This window comes from Bacillus sp. MYb78 (assembly GCF_002975115.1).
In the GTDB taxonomy this organism is placed as follows: Bacteria; Bacillota; Bacilli; order Bacillales; family Bacillaceae_G; genus Bacillus_A; species Bacillus_A cereus.
Genome location: NZ_PCOB01000021.1, coordinates 75,334 through 89,715, shown reverse-complemented (window position 1 = coordinate 89,715; position 14,382 = coordinate 75,334). Strand labels below are relative to the sequence as shown.

The following is a 14,382-nucleotide window of genomic DNA, read 5'->3' as shown; positions in this document are numbered from 1 at the left end:
GATTTTGTACATGCTTAAACAAGCGAAAATGTACATGTTTATCTTGACATTTACATTTTTATTAAAATTAACGCTTTTGTTCACTTTTTTGATACATTTACGGAACATTCATATGTTACGTTATATAAGTCCTTTTTTAAATCTTATTCATTCTAGCAAAAAGTCCTAGTCCCCCTAGGGCTTTTTTGCATTCAAACAATGAGTTGTATTTTTTCTCAATAACCGAAACTACTTAACATTGTAAAATAATAATCGGACTGGCATTCAATACCATATTACAATGGATCAAATCGCAAAAAGCACCTTAGGGTGTCTTTTTTATAGAGAATCAGTTTAAAAACTAAAAATAAAAGAACCTCAATAAATGAGGTTCAAAAAATCTACTATTTTAAATTACCTTCGTAAAAAGCAACTCCATTTTGAACATGTTTTAAGTACCACGTAATCGTCCCGCCACAAACATTTTCATTAAAACTATTAGCATATACTCCATTTGAGTAATAAAGAGTTCTTTTGAATTTACCATTAGAATACTCATAAGGAATTGAGCATGTTGCTTGCTTCGGAGAGCTCACAGCTTTTTGCGTATCAGCTGAAGCTGCACCAATTCCCCCTGTTAATGCAATACCTGTTGCTACTGCTCCTACTACTAATTTCCTGAACATAATAAATCCCCCTTTAATAGTTTTTATAGCTTACAACTTAAATGTATCACTTTTGTAATTTATGTAAATATCTTGAATATGTAGAAATATTTATTTAATTATTGGTAATATTAGGATTTTATTTTATCAAATGTAAAATAGAGGGATTAGAGAAGCATGTGAAAATACAGATAGGTTTATATTAAATGAACGTGGTCCAAGTCGGCGAAAGGAACTTTTGGTGTCTTTTTTTGTACATAAAAAAATCTCACCATCTTATAGAAACGATAAGCCCTTTAAAACAATAATTGCAACTATATTAATTTTACATTACATTAAGGTTAGAGAATATCATACTAATAAAGTGTTAAATAGTAGGTGGGGAAAATGGAATTTAACGATTTGGGTATTACCATTAAAGAACTTAGAATTAAAAAAAATATATCACAATCCGACTTATGTCACGGAATATGTTCACAAAGTCAAATTAGTAAGATCGAAAAAGGTGTGATTTATCCATCTAGCATATTGTTATATCAATTATCAGAAAGACTTGGTATTAATCCAAATAATATATTTGCACTAACTCAAAACAAAAAATTAAAATATATAGAAAATGTAAAATTTGTAATAAAAGATTGCTTAAAACAAAAACAATATAAAGAACTTTATGAAATAGTGAAAAAAGAGAAAAACTTAAATAATTTTCAAACAAAAGAAGAGAAACAATTTCTAATATGGCATGAAGCAATTGCTATATTTATGGTGGATAAATCATTAAAAACTGCTTTAGATTTTTTAAATAATGCATTAAAACTGACTTTAACTAATTCTGATTTTTTATCAGAAAGAGAAATAGATATTATGCAAACAATGGCTATATTTTATGCGGAAAATAAAGAATATGAAAAAAGTATTAATATATTAAAAAGATGTTTAAGTAATTTTAATAAGTTAGATTTTCCTAGAGATAAAGAAATTAAGTTGAAAATCATGTTAAATTTAGCAAAATCTTTGGACTTCACATATCAACATGAAGAGGCAATAAAATACATTGATAAGGGCATCAAATTAGCAATTAATCTAAATACGTTATACCTATTAGGTGAACTATTCTATTTAAAAGGTCAGTTGTTATTAAAAATTAAACAACATAATGTAGAAGATGTTATTTATAACTGGAAAAAAGCATTATTTATATTTGAACTAACAGAAAAAGAATATTATACAAAAATGCTACCAGATGAACTTATTGAATTACAAAATAAAAAACACTCATAATTTCGTAAAAACTACTTACAAATCCCACAGAAAAAATCCCTATAGCTTTTAAACTTAAAACGCTAATATTAAAATAATTTAAGTTGGCAGAAGGCACCTTTTGGTGTCTTTTCTTTATTTTTACAAGGACCTGCTCAATTAATTCTTAAAAACATAATAGGAAACATTGTTTTATTTATCCCATTTTCATTCATGCTATATATAAAATTCGTTAATAAATCCACCTCAAACATACCTATATGCATAGGAGTATGTTTGAGGTGGAACTCCTTCAAATACTAGTTCCTTTTATAAGCCGTTTTTTTGATGTAGATGACATTATTCTCAATACAATAGAATGAATTATGGGAACATATTTAGCAATATATATTAAAAAACAATATTAAGGAAATACCTCCACCTTAAGGTAGAAGGGATCTTTTAATTTCTATTTCAAACTACCTAAAATTTCCGTAAAGATAACCCCAAGCGTATGTGCACCTGCATCTGGATATCCTAAACTTCTTTCACCAACTACCGCTCTCTGCCGAATGATCTTTCAACGATAGATTATATGCCTTGAAGTGCTGTTTGCAACATTTCAATTCAGATATACGACAGTAAAGAATACATCATCACTGTGTCAGCAAGCAAAAGTGTATTCTGCATTTCTGAAAACAGTAGATGGCAGATTATGACCTACTGAATCTGCTAAGAAAGAATATACAAGAACATCCTTAACATCCTCTTTATTTCCACTAATGATGACATCAAGAAAATCTTCTATTTGGAATTCTGGAGTAAATAACACAATCTTAGTTGTTCTGTTTGGTTCTAAAGAAACAAAAGTACGAGAGATTTCAACTAATTCATTTTGAGTTGGGAAAAAAGTGTTTCGACTTCTCTTAACAGTTACCGTTACATTACTAGTATGGCAACGTGAATCATTGTTTAACATAATGTTGAGAGCAGTTGGAATAATCCCATTTTCAGAGACTGGAACTCGAAACACTCCAGTAGATTTATGGGCCATATAATCACATCCTTTCAAAATAAAATATATTTACAATATATTAGATGCAAAAAACGTTCATTTTGATATGGACAAATTACATGATTAATATATCTATAATAACCCTCGGTATTACTAAGCCAATGTTTTAAAAGATTAACAAATATCGCGAGAACCAATCGAATGTATATTAAAAGTAAAAAGAATAAGTTGTCTAAAAGACCCCCTATTTTGAGCCAATAATGAGACATTATGTTAATCTTATATGTATAGCTGCACAAAATTGAGAAACTTAAGGAGACAGATAAATTTTATGAGAAAATTATCTATATTACTTACTTTCATTCTAGTATTAGTCAGTGTTACGGCTGCTTGCACACAAGATAAAACAGATAGTGCCGTTGAAAATGGTCCAATAGAAGAACCAACCGCAAAAAATGAAAATGAAGAATTAATAAATTTTGAAGAAAAAGAAGAGATGAGCCGCTTGGAACAAGGTATTTTATTAGTTGGCGAGAGTGTTAAGGGAGGCTATTACTTGGCCGCTGTTCAAAGTGCATATTTAAATGCTAGCAACGATTCCGTCATTGTTAATGTCTCTGTAAAAAATGTACGAGGTCAAACGATTGGACTATCAGAATTAAAATATAACTTAAAAGATGAAAAAGACGGAAAAATCTATAAAGGAAAGGTGCTTGATCAAAACCCTTCTGATATACAAGTTAAACCAAATGAAACGGTAGAATTGAAAATAGCTTTTGAAGTACCACATACCGTAGATGAATATATGTTTTATATTGAAAGCTCTTTAGACCCCCTACAAACATACTGGAAAATTGATAAGCTGCAATCACAAACAAACTAAGTCTAAAATAAGCAAAAAGCAATGAAAAATTTGATATAGATACAAATGAATACTATATAAACGTAAGACCATCGATTTAATGAATCGTTGGTCTTTTTCAAAAAATGCCCCATTAAAAACTAAGAGATAAAAAAGAACTAATCTCTAGAAGAGATTAGCTCAATATATCCAAAGCTATTATGGTACATAGTTTTATGAGCAAACGTTATATAATGTTGTATGGGATACATAACCTGTCATCCCTTTATATGTAACTTTTAACCACTGTTTAGAATTACTGTAATGACCTTGAACATATTCACCAGTTACCCATGTTCCAGTAATTTTCGTACCATCATTAAATGTATGTAAGACAGGTGAATCGACAGTATAACCACTGCGCATCTTTGCACCATATACACCTACCGTACCTCCCTTTGCACAAGCTGCTACTACATTTTCATTTTCAGTAGCATTCGTAGCCGCGAAAGCAGAGCCGTTAAATGTAAATAAAGTAAATATAAAAGCTGTTAGTACTGTACAAATAGATAAACGACGTAACAAAATAAATTCCCCCTTTTTTTATAATTTACTTCTTCACAAATGATTATCTTAAATATTCTAACTATTTTCAATATATTAATGTTGAGAAATATTAGTTGTATTTTTGAAATAAGATTTTATCAAAAACAGTAACAAACTCATATTTTACTGAGAAAGAACCGAAAGAAGTCTTCTACATATCAACTATATAAAAATCCCTCCACCTTAAGGCAGAGGGGACTTTCTAATTCCTATTTCAAACTACCCGCAATCTCCGTAAAGATAACTCCAAGCGCATGTGCACCTGCATCTGGATATCCTAAACTTCTTTCGCCAACTGTACCAGCGCGGCCCATGCGAGCTACGATTTCTTTCGTGTACTCTGCTCCTTTAACCGCTGCTTCTGCACCTTTTTCAAAGGCAGTTTTTACGTCGACTTCGTTTGAGGCGCTATCTAACCAAGAGTCTACACATGGAGCAAGTGCGTCAACAAGCGTTTTATCACCAACTACTGCTCCTCTACCGAACGATCTTTCTCCGATAGATTGTATGCCTTGCAGTGCTGCTTGCAACATTTCAGCGAATTCTTTCACTGTTAGCTCACGTTTTTCGCCCGCTGCTTTACTAGCTGCGCGGAATGCTCCGCCCCAAATTGGACCAGATGCGCCGCCGCAATGTTCCATAATAATCATGGAGCAACCGTCAAGGAATGATCCGATCGTTACGTTTTCTTGTTCTACAATAGAATGCCACTCACGTTTTAATTGCTTAAATCCTTTTGCAACACTCATTCCGAAGTCGCCGTCACCTGCATGTGTATCTAACTCACAAAACGGTACTTCATTTTTAATAATAATATCGCTCATTTTATCAACGAGATAAATCATGTTGTTTAATGTAATGACATTATTTTTAATCACAGCGTGCTCTTCCGCTGTTTCTAGTTCAAAGGAAACTTCCTTCTCTTCTGTTTCTTCAAGTACATTCACGTACTCTACACTTTCAACTGGTCCATCTACTTTAAACGCTGGTGTATTACATTCTTTTGATAGTAATGTTTTTAGCTCGTCATCTAACTTCATTACCGTTAAAGACATACCAGCCATATCAATACTTGTCATATAGTTACCGACGAATACTCTATTAATTTTAATGTTTCTTGCAGCTAGTTCTCTCGTAACGGCGTTGTTAAATAAGTAAAGTTCTTGCAGTGGTGTTCCGCCAAAACCGTTAACTAGAAGTGCGATTTCCTCGCCATCTTTTACTCCTAAATCTTTCATTAAATCATTTGTCATACGGTTAGCTAATTCATCAGCCGACAGCATTTTTTCACGCTTAATTCCTGGTTCGCCGTGAATACCTACGCCGTATTCCATTTCATCTTCCGCAAGTGTGAAAGTAGGTGATCCGCTCGCTGGAACTGTACAAGACGTTAACGCTAAACCGATTGTGCGCACGTTAGCCGCTGCTTTTTCTGCTACAGCTTTCACCGCTCCTAAATCCATACCTGCTTCCGCTGCTGCGCCGGCAATTTTATGAACTAAAATAACTCCCGCAACGCCGCGGCGTCCTACTGTATATAGGCTATCTTCTACCGCAATATCATCGTCCACTTTTACGTAGTCGACTTCAATTCCATCTTCCGTCGCTAAATGCGCACCGTTTTTGAAATTCATAATATCGCCGCTATAATTTTTAATAATTAATAACGTACCTTTTTTACTAGCTGTTTCTTTAATTGCTTGATATACCTGAATTTGTGAAGGTGACGCAAACACATCTCCGCACACTGCCGCATCTAACATTCCTTTTCCGACTAATCCTGCATGTGCCGGCTCATGACCACTACCGCCGCCGCTAATTAACGTTACTTTATTTTCGTTCATTTCTTTCTTCTTAATTACTTTATGTTTTTTCAAAAGCTCAAGCTCTGGGTGAGCCATAACCATTCCGTTACACATTTCCATTACTAATGTTTCTGGTTTGTTTATAATCTTTTTCATTGTAGTTCTCCCTCAATTCCTTTAATATATTGTGATATATTTGAAATCTTCTTCTTACTACTCATGTTAAAATGAAAGCGTTTTATAGTAAACGGACAAAATGGACAATCTGTCTAAAGACACCGCTCTCATTTATAGATAGGATTTTTATATTAATAACATTCTAGGGATGATTCAGATGACCTCTTCTATAATTTCTAAAAAGATAATCGCGAACTCATTGAAGTATTTAATGGAAACAGAGTCGTTTCATAAAATATCAGTGAGCGATATTATGTTACACTGTCAAATGCGTAGGCAAACTTTTTATTATCATTTTAAAGATAAATTTGAACTATTAAGCTGGATTTATAGAGAAGAAACGAAAGAAAATATTATAGACTTTCTCGATTATGAAAAATGGGAAAACATTTTCGATTTATTATTTGATTACTTTTATGAAAATCAAAAATTTTACCGAAATGCTTTTAAAGTCATTGAGCAAAACTCGTTTAATCACTATTTATTTGAGCATACGAAAAACTTATATATGAAGATTATTGATGAATTATCTGTGAGCTGTGGATTCAGCCTTTCTGATGAGACCAAAAATACGATTGCCTCCTTTTATAGTCACGGCTTCGTTGGAACGATAAAAGATTGGATTGAAAGCAAGTGCGAAGTAGATCCATCCGTTATGTCTTCTCTTATGAAAAATATGATAAACAATCAATTACTACTATTACTTGAGCAATCAGCAAAGTAATTAAAGGGTGGCAAAAGCAATGAAAAAGATTATGAATGATGTACAAAATATCGTTCAAGATATGCTGCATGGCTTTTATTTTGAACATAACGACAAAGTAAATTACGATGAAACAAATAACATCATTTATGTAAAAGATATCGAAAAAATGAAGCAAGACGTCGCTATTGTAAGCGGCGGTGGTAGCGGACATGAACCTGCTGATATTGGTTATGTAGGAAAAGGTATGCTTACAGCGGCAGTAAACGGCAGTATTTTCACTCCGCCTACAGTGGAACAAATTGCGGCGGCAACTCGCCTCATACCAAAAGATAAAAGTATACTATTCATCATCAAAAACTTTAAAGATGACGTAGAAAACTTTCTAGCAGCAAAGCAAATTGCTCAAGAAGAAGGAAGAAAAGTTGACCATATCATCGTAAATGACGATATTTCAATTGAAGATGATGCTTCCTTTAATAAAAGAAGACGCGGCGTAGCTGGCACTGTTTTCGTCCAAAAAATATTAGGTGCGGCCGCTGAGAGTGGACATTCTTTAGAAGAACTAACAACAATCGGGCAAGCTGTCATCAAAAACTTACACACATTAGGAGTTGCCCTTTCCCCTGCCAACGATCCAGTAAAAGGAAAAGCTTCATTCACATTAAACGATGATGAAGTGTTTTATGGCGTCGGCATTCACGGAGAAAAAGGTTACCGTAAAGAAGCACTATCCTCTTCTGAAATATTAGCGATTGAACTGATGAACAAACTAAAAAGCATTTATCGCTGGAGAAAAGGAGATAACTTCGCTATCCTCATTAATGGACTCGGCGCAACTCCATTAATGGAACAATACATTTTCGCAAATGACATTCGCCGTTTGTGTGAATTGGAAGGCTTACAAGTTACATTCGTAAAGGTTGGTACGTTGTTAACTTCTTTAGATATGAAGGGTGTTTCGCTCAGTTTGCTTAAGGTAGAGGATTTGGATTGGGTGAAGTGGTTGAAAGCGGATGTTAGAGTGGGTAATTGGTAAGTAAAAATCATGATGATAAAAGCCTTTAACTATAACAAGTTAAAGGCTTTTTACAAATTGAACTATCGCACGAACGTTCAAAAGAAATTCGTAATCACCTCACTGAATGATGACAGGTCTTCCAAATAAAGCTGGATGATAAATTAACATCGCCCCTACAAATGAACACACTAAACAAAAAACAGCCTCGTATTTTATAACTAGAGAAGAGTTGGTATCAAGCTTTTTCCCCTCTCTTCTTAATATCATTTTAAAAGCTCTATATAATAAATACCCAATAATCGCCCCGAGGGTATTCGTAAATAAATCATCAATATCTGTAATTCTATTATTTAGTAATTGATTTAACTCAATTGCCAATGAAAAAAGAAATCCTGCACATACGGTGTTTTTCATTTTTCTAAAGTGCGGCCAAATAGTCGGTAATAAAAAACCTAACGGCATAAACAGTACAATGTTCAAAAGATACGTAGTACTACCTGCCGTATCAAATAGAGTCAAATTGATTTGACTTACACGAATCCACGTTTCGTATCTACTTATATCCCATACAGTCGCGATTTGCGTCACCTTATACACTAGCGAAAGGTAGAATAGAAAAACATATACCCATAGAAAATGCCAGATAGATATATTTCTTTTCGCTTTAAAATAAAACCCAATTTGAAACACAATACAAAAAATAATCGTAAAAAAATACGTATACAAATAACTAATCAAAACTCCTGTATGCATGTGGAATCCCCTAACTTTACATTTTCATCTATGACTTTGTCTTTTTTAGTCTCCTTCATGATGTAACTCATTTATAGGATAGGAAAAACTTTTAAAATAAAGAGTGGGGTAAACATAAAATTTTTCTTAAATCTTCAGTTGGGCTTTATTATTACTCTTCTTAGGCATCCGCCATTGATAGCTAGGCAACAACATGCTTAAACCTAACAATACTATCATTTTTGCACGTAATCCTCGTAGTACTTTAACCGATAAAGCATATATAAAATCATGTGACTCGTTTGTTCAGTTAAAACATGAAATTAAGAAATATATGACGTACTATAATCACTCTTGCTATTAATAGAATTTAAAGAAGATGACTCCTGTTTGCATACAGAAATCATCTTTTTTAGGTTGCCTAACTTTTTTTAGAATGTCCTTTACAAAGGATACAGATCAAGAGCACCTTATTCCTATTCGAGGAGATCAACTATACCTTCTTCCCTTAAAATCACACAAACCCATTTACAAATCTATAAAAGTAGATATAATATCCTTATGGAACCTTCATTAATTTATAAAGCATTGTCAAATGACACAAGATGTCAAATTTTATCATGGTTAAAAAATCCAGAAAACCATTTCGACGAAAAACCTTATTTAGAACAAGGGATTAATTTTCAGATTGGAGTGTGTGTAGGAGATATTCAGCTTAAAACTGGCTTAGCCCAATCGGTTATTTCTAGTTATTTATTAACTATGAAAAAGGCAGGACTACTAGACTCTGACCGAATTGGAAAATGGACATATTATCGTCGAAATGAAAAAACAATACAAGCGTTTTCTGAATACGTTCAAAATGAATTATAAAGTGAAAGCAAATAATCAACCTACCAATTGATTATTTGCTTTCACACATTCTGCTTTTATATAGCCGCCTAATACATTCTTTTTAAAACTTCGCTACCTATAAAAGCAAGAAACATAGAAAGGAGCATTTTTTTCAACACATCATATCTAGTTATTTAGATATCTGTTTTTGTGGTTAACATTACATAATTCTAATACTATTGACATCCAATCATGCTCATTTCTTTGTTAATAAATCGATTTCACTTTCAAAATAATAAGAAGAATGGAGAGTTTTACAAATGAAAAAAGTAAGTCCTTTACTTATTCTTACACTAGCAATAGGGGTGTTTGGAATTATTACTACCGAGATGGGTATTGTCGGTGTATTACCACAAATCACTCAGAAATTTGACATTTCAACTGCACAAGCAGGATTTTTAGTAAGTATATTCGCACTAGTCGTTGCTATTTCTGGTCCGTTTTTAATTCTGCTCGTCTCTAGTATTAATCGTAAAATAATTTTATTAATAGCAATCTTTGTTTTTGTTATTTCAAATATAATTTACGCTTATACAACACAATTTGAAATCATGCTTATTTTTCGTATTTTACCTGCAGCACTTCACCCACTCTTCTTTTCAATCGCTCTTGTAACTGCTGCTAAACTTGTCCCTCCTGAAAAGAGTGGTCAAGCGGTTACAAAAGTTTTCATGGGAATTACGGTTGGCTTTGCACTAGGTGTACCATTAACCTCTTACCTTGCAGATCAATTTTCATTAGAAGTTGCTTTCTTATTCGGAGCGTTTATTAACGCCCTTGCATTCATTGGAATACTAATCTCACTTCCTTCTATGCCCGTTAAAGAAAAAATGTCTTTCGGCAAACAAATTCGTATACTCGGCAAACCAGGATTATGGTTAAATATTTTAACTGTCACATTCCTTTTTGCAGCCATGTTTTCCGTATACAGCTACTTCGCCGAATACCTTGCAAAAGTAACTTCCATGAATGGATCGCTCATCAGTATCATGCTATTCATATTTGGTATAGTTATGATTTTAGGCAATCATTTATTTGGTAGTCTCTTGCAAAGAAGCATAGTAAATACAGTAATATCGTTCCCCATTTTATATTCTATTGTTTACATATTGGTTTATTACTTAGGTTCTTATCTTGTTCCAATGATTTTCATGGTATTCATTTGGGGAATCGTGCATGCTGGTGGATTAATTGTTGGTCAAACATGGTTAATAAGTGAAGCAAGAGAAGCACCCGAATTTGGTAATAGCCTATTCGTTTCATTCTCAAATCTCGGAATTACTCTAGGAACAACTATTGGAGGCTGGTTCATTTCAAACTTAGGTATTCACCAACTTATTTGGAGTGGATTTATATTTACACTACTTTCATTTCTATTAATTATAATAAAACTAAAATTTTTCACTTCTAATAACCTAGCTTCATTATCAAGCTAGTACATTTCAGTTCCAAATTGGATAAAAAACATTATAAAGTGAAACTTTAATCAGCTCTCACCAATCGGGTGTTTATGGGCAGCCCGGCAAATAGCGGGATAAATTCTATATAAAATACTGGTTATTCTTCTTATAAGATTTTATAAACTATAAAGTATGACACTCAGAGCCTTTAGCTATAAATACAAGTTAAAGGCTTTTTATATAAAAACAGCCTTAAAAGATGCTAATTTTATGGAACATCATCAAAATAGAATACTAAAAAAAGGCTCCATTGCTGGAGCACTCAAAAAATAATATAACTAAACGAATTAAAACAAGGAACAGACAATTAAAATATACAAATAAAACATAAATAAATCTATATATATGTAATATTACATATAAAAATCCTATTTATCGCTGCTATAATAAACTTACTCGATGATTGTTATATTATTCATAGGTTAAAAGCAATAAGTTACCTTCTTAACACCAATTTACAAAGAAAAAAAGACATCTTAATTGATGTCTTTTTTTCTTATATGATAACGACGCAATACAATTAAGATGATTCCAATCGGAAGAATGCACCTTAGGGTGTCTTTTTTTATTTTCCAAAGGACCTGCTCAATTATTGCGTAAAAAACATAAAGTAATTTGAATCCGTTAAAATACATGAGTGTACCCTTGTTTTCCCCTCTTATTAAAAGGAGGAACTATTATGGGTTTTGGTGGTAGTTGCGGCGAAGGCTGCGGTTTTGCTGGAGGATTTGCTTTATTAGTTGTACTGTTTATTTTATTAATCATCGTTGGAGCTTCTTGCTTCTGCTAAAAAACTATCAGAAAAGACACTCTTATATGGGTGTCTTTTCTTTATAATAAAGTGAAACTTTATTCCTCCGCATCCCTCATACTGTAATACCCCAAATTAATAATAACCAAGAAATACCCACCCATAATTCCAGCAGCGAATGTCCACATGAATTCATCGTGTTCAATTTCATACATAATAATCGCACCGAGTATTGCTGCTGCGAATCGATTTATCATTCCGAGCATCGGTGCTTTTTCTTTTTTTACAATGCTATCTCCGAACTTTTCAATACGCCTTCCTAAAATCCAGGCGCAGTACATACTCACCAAAAGGCCAATGCTTATCCCTACAAACTGGGCTGAAAAAGGTGTCAGCAACCATCCCAATAACATTACGCCTAGCAAACAATACATTTGTATGTTAAACGATTTTAGTGCCATACGAATCATGTTATTCTCCTTTATCTTTCTCATTGTAATTCCGTATCATCAATCCAATCTTCCATGCTTCAAGCTTTCAGCTATATCTTTTTTAAAATGAGGGAATTTGATTTTGCTCACCATTAAATAAGCGAGTACGCATGTACCAAACGCCACGGAAACTGAATTCTTTAAAAAACATAAAATGAGGAGACACATTGCCGCAAATGGAATCGGCATGCCGATAAAGGTCGGGAGTTTGCTTTGCTGTGTGTTAAATCTTGCAAGCCGAAGCATTCCGCAAATACTGTAAGCAAGTGCACATATCATCCCGATAGACTGCAAATCTTTTAACGCGACACTATATGCAAGAATAGACGGTGCCACACCAAAAGTAACTAAATCCGCAAATGAGTCCAACTCTCCACCAATTTCTGAAACAGAATCAAGTTTCCGAGCAACCATGCCATCAAAAAAATCAAACAACATACCCGTAATAATAAAAACTGCTCCCAAATAAATATCGTGAACGAAAACAGCGTAAATAGCTAAAAGCCCACATATAAAATTTGCTATCGTAATCATATTTGGTATGAAACTCATAATACACTTCTCCTCCTTTCTACTAATTGCTTCATCTACGTTCTTACTCATTACAATCAAGATCTTTCTGTTTTTCTTCCAATATCACTTTATTTATTTTCGTTAACGTATCTGTCATTTGCTCTAGGGCGTTTATATCGATTTTAGAAAAATATTTCTCAATTAATACATTATCTAACTCCGACAACCGCTCTATATACTTACTACCGTTTGGACCAAGTGTAAGAAAATACTCCCGTTTATTATTAGGGTTTACTTGTTTTGAAATCATCTTCTGTTTCTCCAATTTAGATAAAACTTGGCTAACGGCACTTTTTGATATATTAAAAGTAGTCGCAATGTGATTTGCTGTCGTGTTTTCATTTAAATTAATATGAAATAGCATGCTCTCTTGCTGTCCTGTAAGACCGAACTCATCTTTTAACTCCTGGAATAGTAAAATGTAGAATTCATTATAAGCTCGGTTCATTTCATTAATTACTTCTTTATACGTTCTAGTCATAGCGTTATTCCTCCATGCTTTTATTTCGTTTCGTTCAATAGTTAAGTTTACTTAACTTAACTATAGTATACCGTTATGTTCGTGTAAAGGGAAATATAACTCTACACTTTATCAGTTGTGCTTTTAATGTATGTAAAACTTTCTCTCTCTCTTCATAATCTTCTACATCAGCTTCTTTCCAAATCTCAAGATTAGCCCCCTCCCCTTTCTCCAGTTATATTGCTGCAAGACCAATGTAAGACATAGCATCTAAATCTTCATCTATATCAAGCTCATCTAAACACTCTTCTAAAACAAGTTAAGTCACTGCTTCCTTCATCCAAATACCCAATTAATCGTTCTGAATAATCAAAAATAAAAACAATTAAATTCCATATAGACCCATTACTGGTTAAAATGTTATAATAAAATCACCCTACATAGTTACTCATAGCCAGACTGAGGAACTAGCGTCTTATTAAGTAATGCGCATAACTAAAATAAAAAAGACACTTTACGGTGTCTTTTTTATTTATATTCCTAGAAATTATCTCTTTTATAAACACACTCTATCAAACAGTAAAGGAGACAAACAGATGGAACATCCTGTTGCAAGAGAATTACGTTTTATACGGGTATGTCTTATCATTTTGATTATTGTCATTGCATTCTGGGACCGGGAGAAAACTGTGGAAATTACTGATCACGGTAGCAATCCTATTTTAAACACCAGCAATATGACCCAAGTTGGTGAGAATACATTTGCATACAAAGATGAATCGAATCAAATTAAAATATTTAAGTTTAATCCAGATACAAATGAAATAAAATTAATAAAAGAGTTTTATGCTAACGAATATTAATTACATGAATTAAATAATTCAAATCTGTAGAAGACACTTTAAAGTGTCTTTTCTTTATGAACTACAAAGTATGAGAACCCAAGCCATTAGCTGCAATTACGACTAAG

General features: G+C 33.0%; 16 protein-coding genes and 3 pseudogenes. 9 read left to right on the top strand and 10 right to left on the bottom strand.

Going from position 1 to position 14,382, the window contains the following annotated elements; translation table 11 throughout:
• Window positions 1-383: 383 nt before the first annotated feature.
• A complete protein-coding gene (locus CQ064_RS26945) occupies window positions 384-665 on the bottom strand; it encodes an LCI fold-containing protein (protein ID WP_000488870.1) in 282 nt (93 codons plus the stop codon).
• A 366-nt stretch (window positions 666-1,031) separates the two neighbouring features.
• Here CQ064_RS26945 and CQ064_RS26940 point away from each other — a divergent pair, with 366 nt between their 5' ends.
• Complete coding sequence (locus CQ064_RS26940; RefSeq protein ID WP_000395459.1) at window positions 1,032-1,925, top strand: helix-turn-helix domain-containing protein; 894 nt, start codon at window positions 1,032-1,034, stop codon at window positions 1,923-1,925.
• Window positions 1,926-2,352: 427 nt separating this feature from the next.
• Here the strand turns inward: CQ064_RS26940 and CQ064_RS34205 are convergent.
• Both CQ064_RS34205 and CQ064_RS26925 read right to left on the bottom strand, forming a co-directional pair.
• Window positions 2,353-2,439: pseudogene (locus CQ064_RS34205) on the bottom strand (DAK2 domain-containing protein); the annotation flags it as partial.
• A gap of 108 nt (window positions 2,440-2,547) precedes the next feature.
• Window positions 2,548-2,937 carry a hypothetical protein gene (locus tag CQ064_RS26925; RefSeq protein ID WP_000940659.1) on the bottom strand — a complete coding sequence of 130 codons (390 nt, stop codon included), beginning with the start codon at window positions 2,935-2,937 and terminating at the stop codon, window positions 2,548-2,550.
• Window positions 2,938-3,229: 292 nt separating this feature from the next.
• Here CQ064_RS26925 and CQ064_RS26920 point away from each other — a divergent pair, with 292 nt between their 5' ends.
• The gene (locus CQ064_RS26920) at window positions 3,230-3,781 is read left to right on the top strand and encodes a DUF4352 domain-containing protein (protein WP_001228903.1); all 552 of its coding nucleotides are present in this window, start codon (window positions 3,230-3,232) and stop codon (window positions 3,779-3,781) included.
• Between the two features lie 192 nt (window positions 3,782-3,973).
• On the opposite strand, the gene CQ064_RS26915 is transcribed toward CQ064_RS26920, so the two are convergent.
• Both CQ064_RS26915 and dhaK read right to left on the bottom strand, forming a co-directional pair.
• The gene (locus CQ064_RS26915; protein ID WP_000946191.1) at window positions 3,974-4,324 is read right to left on the bottom strand and encodes an SH3 domain-containing protein; all 351 of its coding nucleotides are present in this window, start codon (window positions 4,322-4,324) and stop codon (window positions 3,974-3,976) included.
• Between the two features lie 230 nt (window positions 4,325-4,554).
• Window positions 4,555-6,306 carry a dihydroxyacetone kinase subunit DhaK gene (gene dhaK / locus CQ064_RS26910; protein WP_000720701.1) on the bottom strand — a complete coding sequence of 584 codons (1,752 nt, stop codon included), beginning with the start codon at window positions 6,304-6,306 and terminating at the stop codon, window positions 4,555-4,557.
• A 178-nt stretch (window positions 6,307-6,484) separates the two neighbouring features.
• On the opposite strand from dhaK, the gene dhaS reads away from it, so the two are divergent.
• Together dhaS and dhaQ are read left to right on the top strand one after the other, a co-directional pair.
• On the top strand, window positions 6,485-7,051 hold the full coding sequence (gene dhaS / locus CQ064_RS26900) for a dihydroxyacetone kinase transcriptional activator DhaS (protein WP_000204213.1): 567 nt from the start codon (window positions 6,485-6,487) through the stop codon (window positions 7,049-7,051).
• Window positions 7,052-7,070: 19 nt separating this feature from the next.
• Window positions 7,071-8,069: a DhaKLM operon coactivator DhaQ gene (dhaQ, locus tag CQ064_RS26895; RefSeq protein ID WP_000723372.1), complete on the top strand. Its 999-nt coding sequence runs from the start codon at window positions 7,071-7,073 to the stop codon at window positions 8,067-8,069.
• A gap of 99 nt (window positions 8,070-8,168) precedes the next feature.
• Here the strand turns inward: dhaQ and CQ064_RS26890 are convergent, their stop codons facing one another.
• Window positions 8,169-8,804 carry a VanZ family protein gene (locus CQ064_RS26890; protein ID WP_000556850.1) on the bottom strand — a complete coding sequence of 212 codons (636 nt, stop codon included), beginning with the start codon at window positions 8,802-8,804 and terminating at the stop codon, window positions 8,169-8,171.
• Between the two features lie 244 nt (window positions 8,805-9,048).
• Between CQ064_RS26890 and CQ064_RS34200 the strand changes: the two are divergent.
• The 4 genes and pseudogenes from CQ064_RS34200 to CQ064_RS26870 all read left to right on the top strand — a co-directional run.
• Window positions 9,049-9,147 (top strand): annotated as a pseudogene (locus CQ064_RS34200) (TetR family transcriptional regulator); the annotation flags it as partial.
• Window positions 9,148-9,344: 197 nt separating this feature from the next.
• Window positions 9,345-9,656, top strand: coding sequence for an ArsR/SmtB family transcription factor (locus tag CQ064_RS26880; protein WP_000433731.1), 312 nt, complete (start codon window positions 9,345-9,347; stop codon window positions 9,654-9,656).
• A gap of 281 nt (window positions 9,657-9,937) precedes the next feature.
• Window positions 9,938-11,113 carry an MFS transporter gene (locus CQ064_RS26875; protein ID WP_000757907.1) on the top strand — a complete coding sequence of 392 codons (1,176 nt, stop codon included), beginning with the start codon at window positions 9,938-9,940 and terminating at the stop codon, window positions 11,111-11,113.
• A gap of 703 nt (window positions 11,114-11,816) precedes the next feature.
• On the top strand, window positions 11,817-11,927 hold the full coding sequence (locus CQ064_RS26870; RefSeq protein ID WP_000505669.1) for a YjcZ family sporulation protein: 111 nt from the start codon (window positions 11,817-11,819) through the stop codon (window positions 11,925-11,927).
• Between the two features lie 59 nt (window positions 11,928-11,986).
• Here CQ064_RS26870 and CQ064_RS26865 read toward each other — a convergent pair whose 3' ends face one another.
• From CQ064_RS26865 to CQ064_RS34195, 4 genes and pseudogenes are all read right to left on the bottom strand, one after another.
• Window positions 11,987-12,358, bottom strand: a complete 372-nt coding sequence (locus CQ064_RS26865; protein ID WP_000620576.1) for an ATP synthase subunit I — start codon at window positions 12,356-12,358, stop codon at window positions 11,987-11,989.
• Between the two features lie 39 nt (window positions 12,359-12,397).
• The gene (gene pssA, locus CQ064_RS26860; RefSeq protein WP_024928015.1) at window positions 12,398-12,982 is read right to left on the bottom strand and encodes a CDP-diacylglycerol--serine O-phosphatidyltransferase; all 585 of its coding nucleotides are present in this window, start codon (window positions 12,980-12,982) and stop codon (window positions 12,398-12,400) included.
• Window positions 12,975-13,433: a MarR family winged helix-turn-helix transcriptional regulator gene (locus CQ064_RS26855; RefSeq protein ID WP_000198940.1), complete on the bottom strand. Its 459-nt coding sequence runs from the start codon at window positions 13,431-13,433 to the stop codon at window positions 12,975-12,977. The genes pssA and CQ064_RS26855 overlap by 8 nt, the downstream gene beginning before the upstream one ends.
• A gap of 73 nt (window positions 13,434-13,506) precedes the next feature.
• Window positions 13,507-13,789, bottom strand: a pseudogene (locus CQ064_RS34195) (MarR family transcriptional regulator).
• Window positions 13,790-14,008: 219 nt separating this feature from the next.
• Here CQ064_RS34195 and CQ064_RS26845 point away from each other — a divergent pair.
• Window positions 14,009-14,275 (top strand): YmzC family protein, encoded by a 267-nt coding sequence (locus tag CQ064_RS26845; RefSeq protein ID WP_000400967.1) that lies wholly within the window; start codon window positions 14,009-14,011, stop codon window positions 14,273-14,275.
• Window positions 14,276-14,382: the final 107 nt, after the last annotated feature.

Coding starts and splice junctions, on each gene's coding strand:
- CQ064_RS26855 (WP_000198940.1), bottom strand. CDS start 13,433: ATGACTAGAACGTATAAAGAAGTAATTAATGAAATGAACCGAGCTTAT.
- CQ064_RS26865 (WP_000620576.1), bottom strand. CDS start 12,358: ATGATTCGTATGGCACTAAAATCGTTTAACATACAAATGTATTGTTTG.
- CQ064_RS26870 (WP_000505669.1), top strand. CDS start 11,817: ATGGGTTTTGGTGGTAGTTGCGGCGAAGGCTGCGGTTTTGCTGGAGGA.
- CQ064_RS26940 (WP_000395459.1), top strand. CDS start 1,032: ATGGAATTTAACGATTTGGGTATTACCATTAAAGAACTTAGAATTAAA.
- dhaK (WP_000720701.1), bottom strand. CDS start 6,306: ATGAAAAAGATTATAAACAAACCAGAAACATTAGTAATGGAAATGTGT.
- CQ064_RS26945 (WP_000488870.1), bottom strand. CDS start 665: ATGTTCAGGAAATTAGTAGTAGGAGCAGTAGCAACAGGTATTGCATTA.
- pssA (WP_024928015.1), bottom strand. CDS start 12,982: ATGAGTAAGAACGTAGATGAAGCAATTAGTAGAAAGGAGGAGAAGTGT.
- dhaQ (WP_000723372.1), top strand. CDS start 7,071: ATGAAAAAGATTATGAATGATGTACAAAATATCGTTCAAGATATGCTG.
- CQ064_RS26845 (WP_000400967.1), top strand. CDS start 14,009: ATGGAACATCCTGTTGCAAGAGAATTACGTTTTATACGGGTATGTCTT.
- CQ064_RS26890 (WP_000556850.1), bottom strand. CDS start 8,804: ATGCATACAGGAGTTTTGATTAGTTATTTGTATACGTATTTTTTTACG.
- CQ064_RS26920 (WP_001228903.1), top strand. CDS start 3,230: ATGAGAAAATTATCTATATTACTTACTTTCATTCTAGTATTAGTCAGT.
- CQ064_RS26875 (WP_000757907.1), top strand. CDS start 9,938: ATGAAAAAAGTAAGTCCTTTACTTATTCTTACACTAGCAATAGGGGTG.
- dhaS (WP_000204213.1), top strand. CDS start 6,485: ATGACCTCTTCTATAATTTCTAAAAAGATAATCGCGAACTCATTGAAG.
- CQ064_RS26925 (WP_000940659.1), bottom strand. CDS start 2,937: ATGGCCCATAAATCTACTGGAGTGTTTCGAGTTCCAGTCTCTGAAAAT.
- CQ064_RS26880 (WP_000433731.1), top strand. CDS start 9,345: ATGGAACCTTCATTAATTTATAAAGCATTGTCAAATGACACAAGATGT.